Consider the following 22,263-nt stretch of genomic DNA (forward strand, 5'->3'; position numbering starts at 1 on the left):
CTCGCCCGCGTGCGAATCGCGGTGACGGGGGCGAGCGGGCGGCTGGGCGGTCAGGTGGCGGCGTTCCTGGCGCCTGAGCACGAGGTGGTGGCGCTGGTGCGCCGGCCCGCCGCGTACGACCCGCCGCCGGGCGTCACCGTCGCCGCCGCGGACTATGCGGACCCCGAGTCGTTGCGCGCCGCGCTGACCGGTGTCGACACGCTGGTGTTCGTGTCCAGCGACGGCCACGCGGCCACCGTCATGCTGCACCACGCGAACGTCGTGCGGGCGGCCGCCGACGCGCGGGTCGGGCACGTCGTCGCGCTGAGCGGGCTCGACGCCGACGCCGGGTCGCCGTTCTGTTACGCCGTCACCAACGGGCACACCGAGGAGCTGCTGGCGGCCGCCGGCTGCGGCTACTCGCTGGCCCGCGCCTCGGTGTTCGCCGAGTTCTTCGCCGCGCTGGTCCGCGGCGCCCGGCACGGCGACGAGGTGCGGCTGCCGGCCGGCGACGCGCGGGTGTCGCTGGTGGCCCGGGCCGACGTCGGGCGGGCACTGGCCGCACTGGCGGTGCGGCCGCCGTCGAACACGCACCACGACCTCACCGGGCCGGCCGCGCTGCCCGTCGCCGACGTCGTGGCGGCGTTCGCGCCCGGCGCCCGCTACGCCGACGTCCCGGCGAGCGCGTACCAGGCGGCGCTGCTGGACGGCGGCGAGACGTCCTGGTGGGCGCACGCCTACACGACGATGCTGGAGTCCATCCGCCTGGGCCGCTGGGCCGCCGTCACCGGCGACGTCGCCGCGCTCACCGGACGCCCGCCCGCCGAGGTGCTGCCCGTGACCCCGCCCTAGCAGCAGTCGCAGTCCGGGCCGCAGCCGTCGGTCTCGGGGTCGCGCAGCAGCGCGCCGGCCGACGTCGCGCAGGCGTCGCCGCGCCAGGCCTCGGCACCTTCGCGGACGGCGAACCCGGCGATCACCAGCGCGGCCAGCGGGTCGGCCCACCACCAGCCGAGCGCGGAGTTCAGCACCAGCCCGGCCAGCAGCACCGCCGACAGGTAGCTGCAGATCAGCGTCTGCTTGGAGTCGGCGACCACCGCGGCCGAGCCCAGCTCGCGCCCGGTGCGCCGCTCGGCGAACGACAGCGCCGGCATGACGGCCAGGCTCACCGCCGCCAGGACGATGCCGACGCTGCTGTGGTCCGGTTCCTCGGCGCCGGCCAGCGCCTGGACCGCCTCGAACGTCACGTACGCCGCCAGCGCGAAGAAGGAGAACGCGACGACGCGCAGGGCCGTCCGCTCGCGCGCCTCGTGGTCGCGACCGGCGAACTGCCAGGCGATGGCCGCGGCCGACACCACCTCGACGACGGAGTCGAGGCCGAACCCCATCAGCGCCGCCGACGACGCCGCCGTGCCGGCCGAGATCGCGATGACCGCCTCGACCACGTTGTAGCCGATGGTCGTCGCCACGATCAGCCGCACCCGGCGACGCAGCACGTCGCGCCTGGTGTTCACCGGCATGTGCACCCCTCCGGGCCGCAGCACGTGGGGTCGACGACGAGGACGAGCTCCAGCAGCTCGCCCAGCGCCCGCCCCAGGTGCGCGTCGGCCAGCCGGTAGCGCGTGCGCCGTCCTTCTTGAGACGCCGCGACCAGGCCGCAGCCGCGCAGGCAGCTCAGCTGGTTGGACATCACCTGCTTGGACACCCCCAGCTCGGCGGCCAGGTCGGACGGGAACGCCGGCGCCTCGCGCAGCGCCAGCAGGATCCGTGCCCTCGTGCCGTCGGACAGCGCGTACCCGAGCCGCGCCAGCGCGTCGGTGTGTTCCGCGGTCACCGTCATGCGACGGGACAGTACAGCAAACGCTGTACTCACGTAAGTGTTGTCCGGGCCGCAGCGCACGTTCGGCCGGGCGGGCCGGTTTGGGGGCCGGCTCGCGGGCCGCCGCTCCTGCGCCGCCCCGCCCTCCAACCCGAGTCTCGACGGCGCGAGCGCATGGCCGCGCTCATCGGCTTGCCCGGAGCACGATGTCCTTCCGGCCGGGAGCACAGTGTCCTCGGCCATGAGTACGGGCCCCTCCCGGCCGGGAGGGCACCCACCCTACGGGCGGGCCGGGTGAACCAGGCGTGAACCGCCGCCCCACACGACGACTCCCGGCCGCGACGACCACGCCAGCCCTGGGCCGATGACCGACGGGCCCCGGCCGCGACGACCACGCCAGCCCGCGCTGGTGACCAGCGGTTCGCCGGGAGCACAGGCCCCTCCCGGCCGGGAGGGCACCCACCCTACGGGCGGGCCGTGTGAACCAGGCGTGAACCGCCGCCCCACACGACGACTCCCGGCCGCGACGACCACGCCAGCCCGCGCCGGTGACCAGCGGTTCGCCGGGAGCACGGGCCCCTCCCGGCCGGGAGGGCACCCACCCTACGGGCGGGCCGGGTGAACCAGGCGTGAACCGCCGCCCGCACCGCCGACCCACCGCCGACCAGCCGGCGGCGCCGACCGCGCTCGGGGTGAGCCGGCGCCATCAGACGAAGCCGGTCGGCAGGCGGGGCGTGTAGGGCGCCTCCAGGGCGGCCACCTCGTCGTCGGTGAGGTCGAGGTCGAGCGCCGCCACGGCGTCGGGAAGGTGGTGCGGCTTCGTCGGCCCGACGATGGGCGCGCTGACCACCGGGTTGCGCAGCACCCACGCCAGCGCCGCCTGCGCCATGGGCACGCCGCGCGCCTCGGCGACCCGCTGGACGGCGTCGGCGATCGGCTGGTCGCCGGTGTAACGCTCGCGCAGCAGCTCGTCGGTGTCGCCACGCATGGTGCGCTCGGCCCACGGCCGGGCCAGCCGCCCCCTGGCCAGCGGGCTCCACGGGATGCTGCCGACGTCCTGGTCGGCGAGCAGGCCGAACAGCTCGCGTTCGTCCTCGCGCTGCATGAGGTTGTACTGGTTCTGCATGGACACGAACCGGGTCCAGCCGCCGAGGTCGGCGGTGTACTGCAGCTTCGCGAACTGCCACGCCCACATCGACGACGCACCGAGGTAGCGCGCCTTGCCCGCCTTGACGACGTCGTGCAGGGCCTCCATCGTCTCGTCGGCCGGTGTGTCCGGGTCGAGGCGATGGATCTGGTAGAGGTCGACATAGTCGGTGCCGAGCCGGCGCAGTGACGCGTCGACCTGCTCCATGATCGCCTTGCGCGACAGCCCCGAACCGCCCGGGCCGTCGTGCATGGGGAAGAACACCTTCGTGGCCAGGACGACGTCCTCGCGGCGGGTGTAGCGCCGCACGGCCCGGCCGACGATCTCCTCGGACGACCCGAAGCCGTACACGTTCGCGGTGTCCCAGAACGTGATGCCGAGCTCGACGGCCTGCCGGAAGATCGGCTCGGCCGCGTCGTCGTCGAGGGACCAGTCGCCGTAGCCGCGGGACGGGTCGCCGAAGCTCATGCAGCCGAGCCCGATGCGGCTCACCCGCAGGCCCGAACCGCCCAGCCGGGTGTACTCCATCAGCATGCTCCCTGTCGTCGTCGGCGCCGGCGGCTCCATCCTCTCCTAGCCTGTGCCCGTGACGGCGCGGCGCGTGGTGGTGGCCGGGTACGACGGCGCCGTCCGCCGCGGCCGGCATGCACCGCCCTCCCGCCACCACGCCACCTCGAGCAGCCGCTCACGCCCGGGTGAGCTCGAAGATCGCCTGCTCGACCTGGACTCGCGTCCGGCCGAAGGGCCCACCCCAGGCGTCGAGCAGGTCGAGGTACGTGCGGTACGACGCGGTCCGGTCCGGCCGCAGATGGGTGCCAGCCGCCGATGTCAGCCAGGCGACGACGCGCTGGTCGAGGATCGGCGCGGCGTTCGCCGCGTCGACACCGTCGACCGCCGAGGCGAAGTAGAGCCACTTCGTGAAGAACGCGCCGCCCAGGTACGCCACGCGTCCCTTGCCGTACATGTAGGCGTAGGCGGAAGCGGCGCCATCCTCCCGCACGACGTCCACCGCGCCGCGGAGCTTCGCCGTGACCTCGTCGCGCAGGACAGCGGCGCGATACGACGCCGCACCCTTCGACCCGGTCAGCATCCAGCGCACCCGGCTCGGTCCGTAGCCGGTGTTTCCATAGCCCCACACCATGGCGACGACGAACGCACCGATGACCTGATCCCGCTCCAGTTCTCGCAGGACGGCTTCACGGGCCGCCGCCCGGTTCACCGCACGCGGCAGCTCACCGAGGACCGCCCTGACGTCCGGCAGATCGTGCAGTTGGTTGTCCCAGGCGAGGCGCGACCAGTCGAACGCTCGTTGTTCGACGGGCTCGGCATCGAGGACCGTGGCCAGTTCTCGCGGAAGCGGTGTCATCGCCCGATCGTGGCGAGTGGGTAGGACACAACGGCTTCACGTCAATCGATCGGTGTGGGGACGCCGAGCTCGACCCGGCGGACCCGCTGGCGGACGTCCGCCGGCGCGGCGGCGAGGGCCGTGTCGAGGCCGGCCGGGCCGTCGGCGAAGTGGGACCAGCCCTCGTAGTGGACGGGGACGGCGACCCGCGGCCGCAGCGTCCCGATCAGCGACACCGCGTCGCGGCCCGTCATCGTGTACCGCACGGGCCCGGTGAGACCGAACCGCACCCCGCCCACGTGCACCAGCGCCACGTCCACCGCCAGGGACGCGGCCACCTCCCGCAGCGGGCGGTACAGCACGGTGTCGCCGGTGATCCACAGCGCCACCGCCGACGCCGGGCCGACGCGCACGGCGAACCCGATGACGTCACCGGCGATCGGACGCGACAGCGGCGGGCCGTGCCGCGCCGGTGTGGCCGTGACGGTCAGGTCGGGCCGCGCGCCCCGGCCCGCCAGCACCGTCGACGCACCGGGCGCGAGGCCGACGGCGGAGCCGCCCAGCCGGCGCGAGCCGGACACCGTCGTCACCACCGTTCCGGCCGACGCCAGCAGCGACCGCCCCGCCACGTCGAGGTTGTCGGCGTGGTGGTCGTGCGAGAGCAGCACGGCGTCGATCGGCGGCAGCTCGTCCACGGCCAGCGCCGGCCCGGTCAGCTTCGCCGTCGACGCACGCCAGGCGAACGCGTACCGGCCCCCGGCCGGGTCGAAGGTGGGGTCGGTGAGCAGCCGCCAGCCGTCCACCTCGACGAGGACGGTGGGGCCGCCGATGTGGGTGAGGATCACCGGGCGTGCTCCACCGCCCAGGCCAGGACGTCGTCGGCGATCTGCTCCCAGCCCTTCTGCGCGGGCAGCAGGTGCGCGTAGCCCTCGTACTCGCGGATCTCGGTGACGGTGTCGGACTTGTAGTGCTTCCGGTTCGACTGCTGGATGGCCGGCGGCATGATGTGGTCCTCGCCGCCGGACACGAACAGCAGCGGCGCCCGGTCGTCGTTCGCATAGTCGACCCAGGTCTCCTGCGGGCCGGGCTGGAAGTTGGCCAGCACGCTCCCCCACAGGATCCCGCCGTTGGCCGGGATGTGGTAGCGCTCGTACAGCGCGTTCGACTCCTCCTCGGTGAAGGTGTTCGTGAACGCGTACCGCCACTGCTCCGCCGTCAGCCCGACGGCCTTGTGCCGGTTCGCCGGGCTCCTCAGCACCGGGAACGTCGACTTGACCTGCGACAACGGGACGACGCGGACGCCCTCGGTCGGCGCGGAGTTGAGGGCGACGCCGACCGCGCCGAAGCCGTGGTCGAGGAGGATCTGGGTGAACGCGCCGCCGGCCGAGTGGCCGATGATGATCGGCGGGCGGTCCAGTTCGCGGAGGGTGCCCTCGATCTTCTCGATGATCGCGGGGACGGTGACGTCGACGATGATCTGCGGGTTCTCGCGCAGGGCCTCGACCTCGACCTCGAAGCCCGGGTAGCCGGGCGCGATGACCCGGTAGCCCTTCGCCTCGTAGTGCGTGATCCAGTGTTCCCAGCTCCGGGGCGTCACCCAGAAGCCGTGCACGAGCACGATGGTGTCCGGTTCCATCTGCCGATCATCGTGGGCAACCCGCTGGCCAGGCACTACGCTGAGCGTCAGAGTTCCCACGATTCCGGCCACGGGGGGTAGGAGTGGGCCGTCATCGGGTGGCGATGATCGTCCTCGGCGGGACGTTCGTCCTCGACCTCGCCGTGGCCGTGCAGGCGTTCGGCCGCCGGCCGTCGGTGTTCGCGAAGATCCGCGACGAGCCCGAGCCGCCGTACGAGATCGGCGTCTGCGGCCTGGCCCCGACGCCGACGTCGCTCGGGTTCACCATGAGCGACCTCAAGCCGGTCGACTGGATCACCGGCGCCGACACCGTCGTCGTCCCGGGGCTGGAGGCGCCCTGGGCGCCGCAGGATCGCGCCGTCCTCGACGCCGTCGCCCGCGCCGCCGACGACGGCGCGCGCCTGGTGTCGCTGTGCGCCGGCGCCTTCGTGCTCGGCCAGGCCGGGGTGCTCGGCGGGCGCCGCGTCACGACGCACTGGGCGCTGGCCGACGAGTTCCGCGCGGCGTTCCCGGAGGCCGTCCTCGTCGAGCACGCCCTGTACGTCGACGACGGGCAGGTGCTGTCGTCGGGCGGCATGCTCGCGTCGGCCGACCTGTGCCTGTACGTCCTGAGCCAGGACCACGGCCAGTCCTACGCGAACGACGTCTCCCGCGTGCTCGTCAGCCCGCCGCACCGCGCCGGCGGACAGGCCCAGTACGCCCGGCCCGGTCCCCGCCCGTCCGGGCCGCTCTCGCCGGTCCTCGACTGGCTGGACGAGCACCTCGCCGAGCCGCTGACCCTCACCGGCGTCGCCGCGCAGGCGCACATGAGCCCGCGCACGCTCGAGCGGCGGTTCCGCGACGAGACCGGCGACAGCCTGGCCGCCTGGATCGCCCGGCGCCGGGTCGACCGGGCCCGCGCCCTGCTGGAGGACTCGCGGCTGACGGTGACGCAGGTCGCGCACGCCGCCGGGTTCGGGTCGACGGAGGCGATGCGCCGGCACTTCCACACCTACGCCGGCACCACGCCGCGCACGTACCGCGAGACGTTCCGCGGCGCGGCCCCAGGCCGTCACTTCCAGTAGTGGAAGAAGTAGCCCTGGGCCGAGTGGTAGCAGGGCCCCGTGCCCGGCATGGTGTAGGTGCCGCCCGCTCGCGTCAGCGCCAGCGTGAAGAAGCACGCGTTCGCGTTCGAGAAGAAGCCGGAGTGGCGCCACGCCATCGCGGAGATGGGGCCCGTCGACGGCGCCGGCTCGGCCTGCGTGGTGGCGGCGGCGGGTCCGCCGCCCGCGAGAGCGGCGGCACCCAGCGCCCCCGCCGCGAGCAGGCTCGTGGTGATCTTCCGGATCATCGTTCCTCCTGTGTCGGCTGTCGCGGCCGACGCTAGGGAGCGACACCTTCACAACGTCTTCAGATCTGCTTCTCCGCGGCCCGTGCGGGCGTAGCCTTCCGGTGTGGACGACGAAGATCGCATCGCCCTCTTCCTGGACTACGAGAATCTCGCCATCGGCGCCCGCGAGGACCTCGGCGGGCTGGCCTTCGACGTGCGCCCGATCGCCGACGCGCTGGCCGAGCGCGGCCGGGTGGTCGTGCGCCGCGCGTACGCCGACTGGTCCTACTTCGACGAGGACCGCCGCATGCTGACCCGCTCGCACGTCGAGCTGATCGAGATGCCGCAGCGCATGGGCGCCTCCCGCAAGAACGCCGCCGACATCAAGCTGTCCGTCGACGCCATCGAGCTGGCGTTCGTGCGCGACTACGTGTCGACGTTCGTCGTGGGCACGGGCGACAGCGACTTCACGCCGCTGGTGTACAAGCTGCGCGAGCTGAACAAGCGGGTCATCGGCGTCGGCATCCGGGGCTCGACGTCGGCGCTGCTGCCGCCCGCGTGCGACGAGTTCCTCTACTACGACGACCTCGAGGGGGTCGAGCCCGCGCCAGCGGCGACACCCTCGCCGTCGGAGGAGGAGTCGCCCGCCGCCAAGGAGCGCGACCTCGACGACCTCGCCGGCGTCGTCGCGCAGAGCGTGGCCGGGCTGCAACGCACCGGCGGCCAGGTGACGGCGTCGACGCTGAAGCGCACCCTGCTGCGCAAGGACCCCACGTTCAACGAGGCCGACCACGGGTTCCGCGCGTTCGGCGAGCTGCTGCGCCACCTCGCCGAGCGGCACGTCGTCGAGCTGGCCGACGGCCCGACCAAGGGCGACCCGGAGGTGCTGCTGCCGGCGCTGGACGGCCAGCAGGAGGCGTTCGACCTGCTGCGTTCCGTCGTCCTGGACCTCACGGCGAAGCACGGCCGGGCCGCGCTGTCCGGCCTGAAGGACCAGCTGCGCCGGGTCCGGCCCGATTTCAGCGAGCAGGCGCTCGGGTTCCGCAGCTTCCTCCAGTTCGTCCGTGCCGCCGCCACCACCGGCACCATCGAGCTGCGCTGGGACGCCGGCGCCGACGACTACCTGCTCACCGTGCCGTAGCCGTCTGTCATCCTTGGTTGACAGCCGAGGCGTCGTCAACCTAGGTTGACGACATGACTCCACGCGTGGACGGCGACGCCCGGCTCGGACTCCGACTGGCCGACGAGCTCGGCCCGCGGCACCCGGTCGCGGCGGCCGCCGTCGTCACCCCGTCCGCCGTCCGCGCGGCCGCCCACGGCGCGGACCTCGGCTCCGACTTCGAGCTCGCCTCGGTATCGAAGGCGCTGACCGGCCTGCTCTACACCGACGCCGTCGGCCGCGGCGAGGTCCGGCCGGAGACCACGCTCGGCGAGCTGCTCCCGCTGGACGGCGCGCCGGTCGCCCGGGCCCGGCTGGACGCGCTCAGCACGCACCGCGCCGGGCTGCCCCGGCTGCCGCCGGCCGCGCAGCCGTGGCGGCGCACGTTCCGGCTGTGGCGGCACGGCACGAACCCGTACACCGAGACGCTGGACGAGCTGTTCGCGCAGGCCCGCGGCGTCCGCGTGCGCCGCGAGCCGGCTCGGCCGCGCTATTCCAACCTCGGCTTCGAGCTGCTCGGGCACGGCCTCGCGGCCGCGGCCGGCACGACGTACGCGGCCATGGTCGAGCAGCGGCTGGCCGGGCCGCTCGAGCTGACCGGCCTCTACGTGCCCGCCGACGCGACCCTGCTGCGGCCGTCCGCCCTCGCCGGGCGCAGCCGCCGGGGCCGCCCGCGCGATCCGTGGGCCAACCCGGCGCTCGGGCCGGCCGGCGGCGTCCGCGCGTCGATCAGCGACCTCGCCCGGCTGATCGAGGCGCTGCTGGACGGGACGGCGCCCGGTGTGGCCGCGCTGGAGCCGGTCGCGACGTTCGCCGGCGGCACCCGCATCGGCGCCGGCTGGGTCACCACCAGGGTGCGCGGCCGGGAGGTCACCTGGCACAACGGCGGGTCCGGCGGGTTCCGGTCGTGGATCGGCCTCGACCGCGCCGCCGACACCGGCGTCGCCGTCCTCTCGGCCACCGCGGCCTCCGTCGACGGCGTCGGGTTCCGGCTGCTCGCCTCGCCCTGACCGCACACCCTGAGTCGCCTTCGACACCTGCGCCGCCTGTCGGCAGGGGCGGCGCGCCACACCCGGTCGTCCCCGCCGAGCTGGGCAAGCACGGCAACAGGCCGACGGCATCCACCCGGGCGTGCTGAACACTCCGATGGGGCTTCCGAGCCGCCGAATATATGGTTGCAGCAGGCAACCAGTCGGGTAGTCTGGCGGAGCACGTCGCCGCCGCCGTGCCCTCACCCCGCCCATGCCCGGTACGGCAGGAGCCCGCATGACCGAAGCTGTCGCCACCCTCGCCGCCGAGCGCCCCGGGGCCCGCCGCACCGCGACCCCGGGGCTCACGTTGCTGGCGCTCGGCGCGGCCGGGCTGGTGGTGTCGCTCCAGCAGACGCTCGTGCTGCCGCTGCTCCCCCGGCTGCAGCAGACCTTCGACACGTCCGTCACCGCGGTCTCGTGGGTGTTCACCGCGACACTGCTGGCGGGCGCGGTCGCGACGCCGCTGCTGTCGCGGTTCGGCGACATGTACGGCAAGCGGCGGATGATCACGGTCACCATGGGCCTGTTGGTGGCCGGCTCGACGGTGTGCGCGCTGTCCGACTCCCTCGGCGTGCTGATCGCCGGGCGGGCCCTGCAGGGCGCGGCCGCGGCGGTCATCCCGCTGGCCATCGGGATCATCCGCGACACCTTCCCGCGCGAGCGGGTGATGTCGGCCATCGGCATCGTCAGCGCCACCATGGGTGTCGGCGGCAGCGCGGGCATGCTGGTCACCGGCGTCATCGCCGACCGCACGACCAGCCACCACCCGGTGTTCTGGATCTCCGCCGGTATGGCCGGGCTGGCCATGCTGCTGGTGGTGCGGTTCACCGTCGAGGCGGGCGAGCGGCGCGGCGGCCGGCCCGACGTCGCCGGCGCGCTGCTGCTGGCCGGCTGGCTGGTCGGGCTGCTGCTGGGGATCAGCCAGGGCAACTCGTGGGGCTGGACCGACGGCCGCACGCTCGGCCTGTTCGCCGCCGCCGTCGTGCTGTGCGCCGCGTGGGTGCTGGTGGAGCGGCGGGTGCGCGAGCCGCTGGTGCACCTGCGGCTGCTGACGGGGCCGAAGTCGCTGTCGGCGAATCTCGCGTCGGTGCTGCTCGGCTTCGCCATGTTCGCGGCGTTCACGCTGGTGTCGAACCTCATCCAGACGCCGTCCGACGTCGCCGGGTACGGCCTCAGCGGCTCGGTGCTCGACGTGGGCCTGTACATGCTGCCGAGCACCGTCACCATGCTGGTCTTCTCGGTGCTGGCCGGACGGTTCGAGGCCCGGCTCGGCCCGGCGTTCACGCTGGCCGTCGGCGCGACGTTCGCCGCGCTCAGCTACGTGTGGCTGGCCGTCAACCACGACACCCCGCTGGACGTCATGATCTTCAGCGGCATCCAGGGCATCGGCTTCGGCATCGCGTACGCGGCGCTCGGCACGCTCGCCGTCGAGCACGTCCCGATGCACCAGAGCGGCATCGCCAGCGGCATCAACTCGCTGGTCCGCACGGCCGGCGGCAGCGTGGCCAGCGCTGCGACGGCGGCCATCCTGACCGGCTCGCTCATCGCGGGCACGTCCATCCCGAAGGTCGACGGCTACGTCGTCTCGTTCGTCATCGCCAGCATCGCCGCCGCGCTGACCGCCACCATCGCCGCCGTCCACGGGGTCCGGCACCGCCGCCCGGCGCCGGTGCCGCTCCCCCGCTGACCGTTCAGTCGTCCGCCAGCGCCTCCTCCGCCACCGGCACCAGCGGGGCCGACGGCGCACGACCGTACGCGGGCCCGCGCAGCGCCCGTCCCGGCCGGGCGCCGGTCATCGAGCCGTCGCGCAGCACCGCGGTGCCGGAGACGAACACGTCGGTGACGCCCTCGGCCAGCTGCCGCGGCCGCTCGAAGTTGGCCGGCGCCTGGCTGGCCTCCAGCGAGAACACGACGACGTCGGCCACGGCGCCGTCGCGCAGCACGCCGCGGTCGGGCAGCCCGAGCCGCTGCGCCGGGAACGACGACATCTTGCGCACCGCCTCGGGCAGCGAGAGCAGCTGCTCCTCCCGGACGAAGTCGGCCAGCACGCGGGTGAAGCAGCCGTACGCCCGCGGGCTCGGCGCCAGCCCGATGAAGACGGAGTCGCTGGCGATCATGCCCAGGGGGTGGCAGACGAACTTCCACAGCGTCATCGCGTGCGGGCTGGGCCGGGTGAACGTCGCGCCCGGGTTGGCCGCGACGAGGTCACAGATCACCCGGCCGAGCGACACGCCCAGGGTGCTGACCACCTCGGACAGGTACCAGCCCTCGAAGCGGTCGTGCTCGGGGCTGGTGAGGTAGCCCAGCCGCAGGTCGGAGAACGGCGCGCTGGCGACGTACTGCCGGGCGGCGCCGCTGGACTCGACCTCGGCGGCGATGCGGTCGCGCGTCGCGCCGCCGGCCAGCCGCTCGCGCAGCCGGTCGGGCCCGCCCTCCTGCGCCCACAGCGGCAGCAGCCGGCTCAGCCGGGTGCCGCCCCACTCGTAGGTGTAGGTGTCGAACGTGACGTCGAGCCCGGCGTCGCGCTCGTCCTGCAGCAGGTCCAGCATCCGCTGCGCGCCGCCGGTGTAGGTCGCCCGGGCGGACCGGGAGAAGTGCGTGACCTGCAGCGGCGCGCCGGACCGGCGCGCGATGTCGACGGCCTCGCGGAACGGGTCGAGGTAGGTGTCGCCGAGTCCGTAGCGGACGTGCGTGTGGTACATGCCGCCCAGCTCGGCCGCCTCGGCCGCCAGCGCGATCAGCTCGTCCGTCGTCGCGTGCGCGCCCGGCGGGTAGTCCAGGCCGGTGGACAGGCCGAACGCGCCGTCGTACATCGCGTCGCGCACCTGGCCGCGCATGCGGTCCAGCGCCGCGCCGTCCGCGACGCCGGGCTCCCAGCCGAGCGCGTTGACCCGCAGCGCCGTGTTGCCGACCAGCGTCGCCACGTTCACCGCGAGCCGGCGGTCGTAGGAGTCCAGCTGGTCCGCGATCGAGCGCCAGCCCAGCGGCTCCGCGGGCAGCCCGGCGATGCCGGCGTTCTGCTCGGCGAACCCGTGCAGGTCGGCCGGCCGGTCGAACGGCGCGTACGACAGCCCGTCGACGCCGATGACCTCGGTGGTGACGCCCTGGCGGACCTTCATCTCCAGGTCCGGGTCGCCGAGCAGGACGAGGTCGGAATGACTGTGCAGGTCGATGAAGCCGGGCGCGACGACCAGCCCGGCCGCGTCGATCCGCTCCAGCGCCGGCACGTCCGCCGTGGCGCCGCGCAGCAGCGTCACCCGTCCGTCCCTGATCCCGACGGCGGCCGCGAAGGCCGGGTTGCCGGTGCCGTCGACGACGGTGCCGTGCTCGATCAGCACGTCGAACGGCGCGCTCACCGGGTGCCCCCGAGGTCCAGGACGAACCGGGGCTCGGACCGCTCCAGCTCGTCGATCCGCAGCCGCGGACCCAGCCCGGGCGCGTCGTCGACCCGCCAGACGCCGTCGGTCACCTGCGGCGGATTCTCCACGTAGCGCTCCCAGTACGGCGCCTGCTCCGGCGTGATCATCGACTCGCTGAGCAGGAAGTTCGGCAGGGTCGCGGAGAGCTGCCAGGTGGCGGCGCTCTGCAGCGGCCCGAACGGGTTGTGGAACGCGACCGAGATGCCGTGCGCCTCGGCCAGGGTGGCGATCTTCTTCGCCGGCGTCAGGCCGCCGCAGATGCCGACGTCGGGCTGGGCGACGGCGACCGCGTGCTGCTCGATGAACGGCGCGCTGGACAGGTGGTTGCCCCACCGCTCGCCGGCCGCGATCGGCGTGCTGACCCGGCTGGACACCTCGCGCAGCCAGTCCGGCCGCTCGTACGGCACCGGCTCCTCGATGAACGTGAGGTCGTACGGCGCCAGCGCCTCGGCCAGCCTGATCGCGTTCGGCACGTTGAGCCGGCCGTGGCAGTCGACCATGAGGTGGACCTCGGGCCCGGCGGCCTCGCGGGCGGCGGCGAAGTACTCGGCGATGTGGCCGAAGATCCACGGCGGCAGCAGCTCGGTCTCCGTCTGGCGCGGCGGGACCAGCTGGACCCGTTCGTGCCGGACGCTGGTGACCTTCTCGTAGAACCCGGGCAGCGTCGTCTTGATCGCGGTGAACCCGGCGGCGACCCGCGCACGGACCGTCTCGGCCAGCGCCTCCGGCGACTCGCCGGCCCGGGCGTGGGTGTAGACGCGCACCTCGTCGCGGAACGCGCCGCCGAGCAGCCGGTGCACGGGCACGCCGAGCGCCCGCGCGTTCAGGTCCCACAGCGCCATGTCGATGGCACTGATGCCGATGGTGAGCAGCGTGCCGCCGAGGAACGCGTCGCGGTACATGCGCTCGCCGAGCTGCTCGATCCGGGTCGGGTCCTGGCCGCGCAACTCGTCCCCGAGCTCCTCGATGAGCGCCACGATCGACCGCGTCCGCCGCCGCATGGCGACCTCGGCCTCCCCGACCGCGCCGTCGTCGGTCTCCACCTGGACGTACACGGCGTTGTAGAAGCCGAAATCCACCGGCCACGATCGAATTCGATCTATCTTCATGGCACCTCCTTCCTAGAACCTAGGACTTAGGTGTTTACTTAGCAAGTGCTGAACTATGCTGCTGCCCCGGCCAACCCCGGTAACGGCTGAAAGGATGTGACGCGACGGTGGCGCGATCAGGCACAGAGACGGACGAGCCCGCGACCACGACACCCGACGACGACCGCCTCACCCGGCGGCTGTCCGACCACGGACGACGCGTGCCCCTGGGGGTCCAGGTGGCCGAGCGGATCCGCGCGGACATCTCCAAGGGCGGGCTGCAACCCGGCGACGAGCTGCCGTCCGAGGCCGAGTACGGCGAGCGGTTCGAGGTCAGCCAGCGCGTGGTCCGCGACGCCCTGCGCACTCTGAACAACGAGGGCATCATCTCCACGCGGCAGGGCAAGCGGGCCGTCGTCGGCAGCCTGCGCCCCGACGCGATGGGCAACTACATCCGCTTCCTCGTCGACACCGACCCGGGCGCCATCGACGAGCTGATGGACTTCCGCGCCCTGCTCGAGGGGCACGCCGCCCGGCTGGCCGCCGAGCAGGCCACCGACGACGACATCGCGCAGATGAAGTCGGCGCTGGCCCGGGTGCTGGAGGCCGGCGACGACCTCGAGGCGCGCGTGCCCGCCGACCTGCGGCTGCACGAGCTGATCTCGCGGTCGTGCGGCAACCGGCTGGTCGACAGCATGCTCGGCGTGCTCGCCGACACGCTGGCCGAGGAGCGGCGGCGCGGCGCCCAGATCACCCGCCAGAAGGGCGTCGGGCACGACGAGACCAACCACCAGCACGTCGCCCTGATCGACGCGATCGCCGCCCACGACGGCGACGCCGCCCAGCGCAGCGCCGTCGAGATCGTCCAGCGGGCGCGCCGCTACTGGTCCACGGCCGCCCGCCCATGACCGCCCCGCCGGCCGGGGCGGCCTCGGGCGCCAGGGTGGTGCGGCGCTGGCCGACCGGCGCCGACGTCCGCCAGGTCGCGGAGTTCGCCGGGCCGGGCGGCGCGCCGTGCGTGCTGGTGCTGGCCGGCGCGACGCTGCAGGCGTGGCGGTGGGACGGCACGCTGCTGTGGTCGGACGGCACGTCGGCGGTGACGCGCGTGCTGCACGTGCGCGACGACACCGCGCTGGTGCTGACCGGCGAGCGGCTGTTGCGCCGGCTGGCGCTGCACACCGGCGACGTGACCTGGCGCGGCGAGGCGCCGGACGGGACGAACCTGTCCGGTGCGGGGTCGTCCAAGCTGGCGCTCGTCGGCGGCCGGCTGCTCTGGTTCACCGCGCCGACCTACGCGACCGCCGTCACCTGCCGCGAGCTGCTGCCCGGCGGTGACGTCTCGACGGTGTGGGTGCGCGAGTTCGCCGGCCACTACGACGCCGGGTTCGGCCCGGTGCTGGTGGTGGCGGACGTGCTCGGCACGGGCGAGCCGCAGCTGCTGCTGTCGACCCGCACCGGCTCCGGCTACGGGACCGGCGACGCCGACGTCAGTACGGAACGGCTGGTGCTCGGGCGCGAGGACGGGCGGCTGCTGCAGCTGGTGCTGTCGGTGGCCGACGGCTCGACGCTGACCGAGGCCGCGTACCGGCCCGACCCCGGCGACTACCCGTGCGCCCGTCCGTACGGCCTGCTGACGACGGCGGCGGCGCCCGGCGGGCGCATCGTCGTGCTGGTGAGCTGCCAGGTCGAGGAGTACTACTCGGTGACGCGGGTCCGCGACGGCGAGCTGGCGCGGGCGTGGGGGCGGTTCGTCGAGAAGGACTGGCCGCACGACGCGCAGGAGCTGCGCCCCCAGGTCTCGTCCGTCGTGGAACGGCCCGGCGAGAACCCGTGGCTGGTCACCGGCCACCACGACGGCGCGACGTGGACGACGGTGGTCGACGACGCCGTCACCGGCTCGCGCGTCGCGACGCTGGCCGGGCACTACTTCTGGGGCGTGACGGGTTCGGTCGCGGTCGTGTCGCCGGCGGTCTCGCGCGCCCTCACCGGCGCCGAGCCGACGCTGGCCGTGCGGCTGCCCGATCTCACCGTCGTCGCGTCCTTCACCGGTCATCCGGTGATCACTGGTGAGGACGAGCTCCCCGCCGAGCTGTCCTTCCACGCCGAGCGGCGCTCGCTGGTGGCGTTGGGCGACGGCCTGCTGATGCGGGAGCCATCAGGGTCCGCCGCGTGGTGGTCGCCGGTGTCCGGCGCGTCGGCGGCGCTGGGTGTCGCGGACGTGGCCGGAGCGTTCCCGGGGGCGTCCGGCGCGGCGGTGCTGGTGTCGTCCTCCGGCGCGCTGCACCGGGTTCTCGCCGACGGCTCGGCCGCGGGTTCGGTGCGGCCGGCCGGGCGGCGGGCGTCCGCACTCGCCGTCACGTCCGCGTCCGGGCCGGTGGTGCTGCTGGACGGGCCGCGCGACAGCCGTGCCGTCCTTCCCGACGGTTCGGAACTGCCGCTACCCGGGCGGGTCGCGGCGGCCGGGCGGACGCCGTCCGGCGAGGTCGTCGTCGCCTGCCTGGAGGACACGGCGGTGCGCTGCTGGCGGCTGGAGCCGTCGGGCTGGTCGCCGGCCGGCGTGGTGGACACGCGCGGCCGCCCGAGCCACGCGCTGCTGTTCGACGACGCGTCGCTGCTGCTGGTGGCCTCGCGGACGGGCGTGCACACCGCCGACGTCGGCGTGCACCGGCTGGACGGGACGGCGCTCTGGCACGACGCCGCGCAGGGCCCGCACCCGAACCAGCCCGCCGTCGCCCGGACGCCGTCGGGCCGGTGGCTCGCCGCGTACGACGACCACGGCCAGTTCACGGCGCGCGACGCCCACACCGGCGAGGTGCTGACGAAGGACGACTGGACCGCCGCCTACACAATGCCGCTGCGACTGGAGTCCGCGCCCGGCTGGCTGCGCGTCGGCGGCATCCACGGCATCGACCTCCTCGACGATTCCGGCGCGGTCCGCTGGCGGCACGGCGCGCCGCTGTGGACGTACTTCCCCGGCGAGGCCGCGCTGGCCGGTCCGGTGCTCGGCTGCGTGACCCGGTCCGGCCGGCTGGACGCCTTCGAGGCCGCTTCCGGCCAGCTGCTCTGGAGCCTCGACCTCGGCCCCGTGGCCGTGCGGCCTCCCCTGCTCGCCGTCGACGGCGGGTTCGTCGCGGGGACCGCCGGTGGCGCATTGGTGGTGGTCGATGCCGCCGGCGGCCGGCGGGAGCTGCTACCCGGCCTCGGCGCCGCCGTCGAGACGTTGGCCGTGAGCGGGGCCGGCCTGCTGGCGGGCACCGCTGACGGGGTCGTGCACGAGGTCGGGTTCGGTTGACCTCACGTTCGCCAGGGTCTGCCACGTAGGCCGTCCCCCTGGCGCCCATTCTCTCAACCGCGCAACCGCGCCTCAAGTCCGCCCGAGGGGGTCGCTTCGCGACGACGAGGCGGACTTGACCCACGGCCCCGCGGCCAAGAACGGGCACCTATCAGGGGACGGGGAAAGACTGGGCACGCCCCGGTCTCGGCGGCCGTCGCCCGGCCCACCAGTTTGCCCGCCGCCGCCACCGCCGAGTTGATCAGCGCCGGGCATGCCGACCACTCCGCCACCAGCCAACGCCGCACGCCGGGCACACCCACCAGCCGTCAACCACGGCACCTGGCACCGGGCACCGGCACCGGTCGGCGTCGGCACCGGGCACCTGTCGGCGTCGAGCCCCGAGCGTCGGGCACCCGGGCCTCACTCGCACGCGTCTCCCCCGGTGAAACGGGGATGGACGGGGCAATTCCGCTCATGATAGGACCTAGGTCATGTAACTAAGGTCCTAGGTCTGTGGTAAGGAGCCCGCCATGCCACATCGTCGCCTGTTCCGGAACCTCATCGCCGCCGCCACCACGACCGGCATCGTCGCCGCGAGTGTGGGCGTCAGCGCGGCCCCAGCGCTCGCCGTCGCGCCTGAGGACGGCACCGTCATCCAGTTGGCCGACGGCAGCTACCTGCCGATCATGCCGGTCACCGGGCACTCCCCCGTCGAAGCCGTCGGGTACCGGGTCAGCGGCGGCCAGTTGCGCGCCTACGACCAGGACGGTGTCCAGCTGTGGGCCCGTTCGACCACCGGCACGCAGCTGTCCGGCGGCTACGACTTCGACGCCGACGGGTGGCCGGACGTGGCCGTCACGATCTCGGCGAACACCGGCAGCACGTGCGGCGTCAGTCCGCTCACCACCACGACGCTGCACTTCTATCAGGGCGCGACCGGCACCCAGCACACCCCGCTCAGCCCGATGAACGACATCTGCTGGTCGTTCCCCGGCACCACGCCGTACCCGACGCACCAGTGGTCGGAGCTGGCTCCGCTCTGGGGCGACGAGACCAGCACGCTGTTCACGTCGCCGTACTACGCGACGACGTCGTGGTACCTCGGCTTCGGCGGCGGCAGCTTCAGCACGGCCGGCGCGCTCTACTACCCGTCGACGTCGTCGTATGACAGCACGTACCCGAACGCGCAGCCGAACACCTACCCCACCGGCACCGACTACATCCAGTACGCGCACGTCGCGAACGGCCTGATCACGTCGGTGGCCGGGCAGAACCGCGCGGTCTTCTGGACCAGCGGCCGGGTGGTGCAGTACGCCATCGGCGCGCTCAGCAGCGGCCAGCTGATCGCCGACCGGCCGTACCTGACCGGCGGCCGCACCGACATCGCCGGGCGGAACTACGGGCTGGTCGCCGTCGACCCCGGCAGCCCGAACTCCGTCGTCCTGCTGTCCGGGACCAGCAACTACTCGCTCTACCAGGACGCGATCACCGGCACCCAGAGCTACGACGTCTGGGGCGGCATCGAACGACACGTCTCGATCTACGACGCCGCCGCCAACACCGTCCAGGACCGCTTCTTCAGCTACGCCCACGACGCCTCCGACGGGCACAAGTACCAGAACCGCGTCAGCTACCCGGCGCACCCGTTCGTGCAGCGCTCCGGCGCCTCGCGGCTGGCCTACAACGTGTTCCGCGACGGCCGCTGGCGCCTGCACGTCAGCCAGCCCGGCTCGACGACCTCGCTGTACGAGCTGGACGACGTGTTCCTGTGGGACATCGTCGACGTCGACGGGGACGGGACGCAGGAGTGGCTGATCAGCCCGACCCGCAACGCCGGCGAGCCGCTCGGGCCGGCGTACTACTTCCCGAAGTGGCAGACCAGCGCCTACCACTGGAACGAGTCGGCGCTGACGCTGACCAGCATCGCCACCTTCGCCGACGCCATCCCGGCCCTGCAGCGGACGTTCGCCACCGCGAACACGTCCAGCAGCGACGGCTCGCTGGCGCCGGCGCACGTCGTCGCCGACGGCGGCGTGCGGGAACTGCTCGTCCGCACCAGCTCCGGCACCGTGGAGCGCCGCACCCTCTGACCCCACCCCCGCAACGATCGGAGACCGGCATGCCCTCTGTACGTCGCCGAACGTTCCTCGCCGGTGCGGCGGCCGCCGCCGGCGCCGCCGCCATCCCCGGCCTCACCAGCACCGCGGCAGCGGTGACCGGGCCGGGACGGATCACCCCCGGCCAGTGGCCGCTGCCCCGCGCCGACGCCCGCAACACCGGACACCAGCCGCTCCCCGGCGGCCTGCGCCGCCAGCCGAAGGTCGTGGCCAGCGCCTACCTGGGCGGCTCGACGCCCTGGGTGATGGCGGCCGACCTCGACGGCGACGGGTCCACGTCGCTGCTGTTCCTGACCGCCGGGTCGGTCGTCGCGACCGGTCCGCGGCTGGAGCCGCGCTGGTCCGCGCCCGGCCTCTCCCCCGCCGACATCGCCGGCGTCTACGACCTGGCCGGCGACGGCGGCCGGCAGGTGGTCGTCATCGGCACGACGACGGTGACGGTGCTCGACGCCGCCACCGGCGCCCACCTGTGGACGCGCGACTTCGGCGCCGTCGTCGCGTTCGACTGGATGAGCATCGGCCCGCTCGCCGACGGCGTCGCCGGCGAGCAGATCGTCGTCTGGCCGTACCTGAGCCCCGTCGGCATCGCGGTCGCGTTCGACCGCGGCGTCGCCGAGGGCTACGAGCTGTGGCGCACCGCGCCCGACTACGTCGAGTGGGCATACGCACCCGAGCTGGTCATCGGCGACGTGGACGGCGACGGGCGGAACGAGCTGGTGATCGCCGGGTACGGGCAGATCCTCGCCTACGACGGCCGCACCGGCGCGCTGCTCGACACCGGGTCCGGCTGGCGCGGCCGGGTCGACTGGATCTCCGGGCCGGACGTCAACGGCCGCAACTACGGCCAGGTGCAGCTGATCGAGCTCGACGGCGACGGCCGGCTGGAGCTGGTCGAGGTGTGCGACGGCGTCACGCTGCACGTCGCCGCCGTCGACAGCGACGCCGACGGGCTGACGCTGCTGTGGGACGAGTTCGTCGAGTTCCCCGAGAGCGGCAAGTCGCTGCGCACCACCGTCAACGGGGTCGGCGACCTCGACGGCGACGGCCGGGTCGACATCGCGGTGTCGGTGTTCAACCACACCGGCGACGGGCGCTGGCACGTGCTGGTCGTCGACGCGATCGAGGGCTTCGGCACGGTCAAGGCCGACCTCGCCGACCGGTACCTCTGGGGCGTCCAGGACCTCGACGGCGGCGGCGCGAGCCAGCTGCTGGTCAGCGTGGCGACGGACCAGACGCCGCCCGCCGTCGCCGACCTCGAGGTGTACGCGCTGGACGGCGGCGGGACGTGGGCGCCGGTGTGGTCGCTCGCCGGCGCGCAGTACGTCCTGGACCCGCACACGCCGGTCCCGGCGACGTTGAGCCCGCACTCGCGCACCGCCCGCGCCGAGATCCTGCGGGCCGGGCCGCTGGCGTCGTTCGTCGTCCGGGCCGGCGGCGAGCTGCGCGGCCTCACCTATGCCGGCGGCGCCGTCACGCAGACGTGGACGCGGGCCGACGACGGCGGTGTGCTGCACCGCGCCGGCGACCTCGACGGCAGCGGCACGGCGACGGTGCTGTACCAGCGCCCGTCCGGCGAGCTGGTCGCCGAGGACGCCGCCGGCGCCGTCCTCGGCAGCACCCGGCTGGGCGCGCTGGTCTGCGACCCGGTCGTCGCCGACCTCGACGGGCGCGGCCGCAGCAGCGTCATCGTCAGCGCGTTCGACCAGGTCAGAGTCCTGGACCTGCGCGGCAAGACGTTCAAGGAGCGCTGGAGCGTGCCCGGCCGCGGCGAGTACGTGTACCTCGGCGGGCTGCAGTCGGCGACGGCGGCGGATCTCGACGGCGACGGCCGGGCCGAGGTGGTGTTCGTCGACGCGGACGGGGCACGGTCGCGACTGCGGGTGCTCGACGGCGCCGGGCGCGAGGTGTGGAGCCACGTGTTCGCCGACCTGCCCGCGCCCACGTTCGCCGGCCCGAACGGCGTCTACCTGTGGACGTTCGGCGACTTCACCGGCGACGGCCACCTCGACATCTACGTCGGCGCGAACAAGGCCGGCTACAACACCGAGGTGTCGCGGATCCTCGACGGCCGCGACGGCGCGCTGCTGGCCACCCGCGACAACGACGGGCCGGGGCACGCGGGCGGGCAGTTCGGCCCCTGGGTCGGCCCGCCGGCGGCCGCGGACACCGACGGCGACGGCGTCGACAACGCGTTCTTCCTGGCCGCCGACCTGCTGTACGACGTCAACGGCACCGACTTCGCCGACCCCGGCATCGTGCAGGGGCACGTCGGGCTCTACCACACGCCGATCCTGGTGGACGTCGACGGCGACGGCGCGCTGGAGGTGGTGCTGGCGGCCGGGTTCGACTACCTGGACGTCGTGACGTTCGCGTCGGCGCCGGCCGGGAGCACGCTCTGGCGGGTCGACACCGTGCCGGGCGCGCACCTGGGCCGCCAGCCCGGCATCGCCGACGTCGACGGCGACGGGCACATGGAGCTGGGGGTGCTGCTGAACGACGGCTCGTTCGAGTGCCGTGACGCCGCGAGCGGCGCGCTGCGCTGGACCTTCGACGTCGGGGCCGCCGGCAGCGCCGTCACGACCGTCGACGTCGACCGCGACGGCCGCCCCGAGTTCGTCGTCGGCACCGTCGACGGCCGGGTCGTCTGCCTGACCGCCGACGGCGACAGTCCCCGGGTGAAGTGGACGGTCGAGCTCGGCCACAAGCTCGGCGACGTGGTCGCCGCCGACGTCGACGGCGACGGGCGCAGCGAACTGCTCGTCACCGCCGACGACGGCTACCTCTACGTCATCGCCTGACGTCGGCGGCAAGCGGTGCGGGCGGCTGACCGCCCCCGCACCGCTTGCCGCGCGGGGCCCAAGGCAACCGGTGCGAACCGCTTTGCAATGAGCACCCATACGCACCATCGGCCGAGTGGTGCGTAGAGGTGCTCATTGCAAAGGG

The 22,263-nt window shown here is 73.9% G+C and carries 18 protein-coding genes; 9 read left to right on the top strand and 9 right to left on the bottom strand.

Annotated elements, in window-relative coordinates; translation table 11 throughout:
* Positions 1-9: 9 nt before the first annotated feature.
* The gene (locus BLV02_RS15215) at positions 10-831 is read left to right on the top strand and encodes an NAD(P)H-binding protein (protein WP_083288706.1); all 822 of its coding nucleotides are present in this window, start codon (positions 10-12) and stop codon (positions 829-831) included.
* Here the strand turns inward: BLV02_RS15215 and BLV02_RS15220 are convergent.
* The 6 genes from BLV02_RS15220 to BLV02_RS15245 all read right to left on the bottom strand — a co-directional run bounded on the left by BLV02_RS15220 (position 828) and on the right by BLV02_RS15245 (position 5,923).
* Positions 828-1,496 carry a cation diffusion facilitator family transporter gene (locus BLV02_RS15220; protein ID WP_069111843.1) on the bottom strand — a complete coding sequence of 223 codons (669 nt, stop codon included), beginning with the start codon at positions 1,494-1,496 and terminating at the stop codon, positions 828-830. The two genes, BLV02_RS15215 and BLV02_RS15220, sit on opposite strands and share 4 nt — an antisense overlap.
* Entirely contained in the window at positions 1,487-1,816 is a 330-nt protein-coding gene (locus BLV02_RS15225; protein ID WP_069111842.1) for an ArsR/SmtB family transcription factor, read from the bottom strand. Before BLV02_RS15225 ends, BLV02_RS15220 begins: the two co-directional genes overlap by 10 nt.
* A 685-nt stretch (positions 1,817-2,501) precedes the next feature.
* Positions 2,502-3,470, bottom strand: a complete 969-nt coding sequence (locus tag BLV02_RS15230; RefSeq protein ID WP_069111981.1) for an aldo/keto reductase — start codon at positions 3,468-3,470, stop codon at positions 2,502-2,504.
* A gap of 157 nt (positions 3,471-3,627) precedes the next feature.
* Positions 3,628-4,308: an 8-oxoguanine DNA glycosylase OGG fold protein gene (locus BLV02_RS15235; RefSeq protein ID WP_069111841.1), complete on the bottom strand. Its 681-nt coding sequence runs from the start codon at positions 4,306-4,308 to the stop codon at positions 3,628-3,630.
* A 41-nt stretch (positions 4,309-4,349) separates the two neighbouring features.
* A complete protein-coding gene (locus BLV02_RS15240; RefSeq protein ID WP_069111840.1) occupies positions 4,350-5,132 on the bottom strand; it encodes an MBL fold metallo-hydrolase in 783 nt (260 codons plus the stop codon).
* Complete coding sequence (locus BLV02_RS15245; protein ID WP_069111839.1) at positions 5,129-5,923, bottom strand: alpha/beta hydrolase; 795 nt, start codon at positions 5,921-5,923, stop codon at positions 5,129-5,131. The genes BLV02_RS15240 and BLV02_RS15245 overlap by 4 nt, the downstream gene beginning before the upstream one ends.
* A gap of 104 nt (positions 5,924-6,027) precedes the next feature.
* Here BLV02_RS15245 and BLV02_RS15250 point away from each other — a divergent pair, with 104 nt between their 5' ends.
* Positions 6,028-6,987 (top strand): GlxA family transcriptional regulator, encoded by a 960-nt coding sequence (locus BLV02_RS15250; protein WP_069111980.1) that lies wholly within the window; start codon positions 6,028-6,030, stop codon positions 6,985-6,987.
* On the opposite strand, the gene BLV02_RS15255 is transcribed toward BLV02_RS15250, so the two are convergent.
* Positions 6,975-7,253 (bottom strand): hypothetical protein, encoded by a 279-nt coding sequence (locus tag BLV02_RS15255; protein ID WP_069111838.1) that lies wholly within the window; start codon positions 7,251-7,253, stop codon positions 6,975-6,977. The genes BLV02_RS15250 and BLV02_RS15255 overlap by 13 nt on opposite strands.
* Positions 7,254-7,356: 103 nt before the next feature.
* On the opposite strand from BLV02_RS15255, the gene BLV02_RS15260 reads away from it, so the two are divergent.
* From BLV02_RS15260 to BLV02_RS15270, 3 genes are all read left to right on the top strand, one after another.
* The gene (locus BLV02_RS15260; RefSeq protein WP_069111837.1) at positions 7,357-8,373 is read left to right on the top strand and encodes a PIN domain-containing protein; all 1,017 of its coding nucleotides are present in this window, start codon (positions 7,357-7,359) and stop codon (positions 8,371-8,373) included.
* 53 nt (positions 8,374-8,426) lie between these two features.
* Complete coding sequence (locus BLV02_RS15265) at positions 8,427-9,401, top strand: serine hydrolase domain-containing protein (protein ID WP_069111836.1); 975 nt, start codon at positions 8,427-8,429, stop codon at positions 9,399-9,401.
* 256 nt (positions 9,402-9,657) lie between these two features.
* Positions 9,658-11,109, top strand: coding sequence for an MFS transporter (locus tag BLV02_RS15270; protein WP_069111835.1), 1,452 nt, complete (start codon positions 9,658-9,660; stop codon positions 11,107-11,109).
* Positions 11,110-11,113: 4 nt separating this feature from the next.
* Here BLV02_RS15270 and BLV02_RS15275 read toward each other — a convergent pair whose 3' ends face one another.
* The gene (locus BLV02_RS15275) at positions 11,114-12,778 is read right to left on the bottom strand and encodes an N-acyl-D-amino-acid deacylase family protein (RefSeq protein WP_069111834.1); all 1,665 of its coding nucleotides are present in this window, start codon (positions 12,776-12,778) and stop codon (positions 11,114-11,116) included.
* Entirely contained in the window at positions 12,775-13,950 is a 1,176-nt protein-coding gene (locus BLV02_RS15280; RefSeq protein ID WP_083412380.1) for a mandelate racemase/muconate lactonizing enzyme family protein, read from the bottom strand. The genes BLV02_RS15275 and BLV02_RS15280 overlap by 4 nt, the downstream gene beginning before the upstream one ends.
* Before the next feature lie 200 nt (positions 13,951-14,150).
* Between BLV02_RS15280 and BLV02_RS15285 the strand changes: the two genes are divergently transcribed.
* The 4 genes from BLV02_RS15285 (at position 14,151) to BLV02_RS15300 (ending at position 22,118) form a co-directional block, all read left to right on the top strand.
* Positions 14,151-14,837, top strand: a complete 687-nt coding sequence (locus tag BLV02_RS15285) for a FadR/GntR family transcriptional regulator (protein ID WP_141711607.1) — start codon at positions 14,151-14,153, stop codon at positions 14,835-14,837.
* Positions 14,834-17,221, top strand: coding sequence for an outer membrane protein assembly factor BamB family protein (locus BLV02_RS15290; RefSeq protein ID WP_074946358.1), 2,388 nt, complete (start codon positions 14,834-14,836; stop codon positions 17,219-17,221). Before BLV02_RS15285 ends, BLV02_RS15290 begins: the two co-directional genes overlap by 4 nt.
* Positions 17,222-17,733: 512 nt before the next feature.
* On the top strand, positions 17,734-19,293 hold the full coding sequence (locus BLV02_RS15295) for a hypothetical protein (RefSeq protein WP_069111830.1): 1,560 nt from the start codon (positions 17,734-17,736) through the stop codon (positions 19,291-19,293).
* Between the two features lie 29 nt (positions 19,294-19,322).
* A complete protein-coding gene (locus BLV02_RS15300; protein WP_069111829.1) occupies positions 19,323-22,118 on the top strand; it encodes an FG-GAP-like repeat-containing protein in 2,796 nt (931 codons plus the stop codon).
* Positions 22,119-22,263 lie beyond the last annotated feature (145 nt).

Source organism: Jiangella alba, assembly GCF_900106035.1.
Taxonomy (GTDB): Bacteria; Actinomycetota; Actinomycetes; order Jiangellales; family Jiangellaceae; genus Jiangella; species Jiangella alba.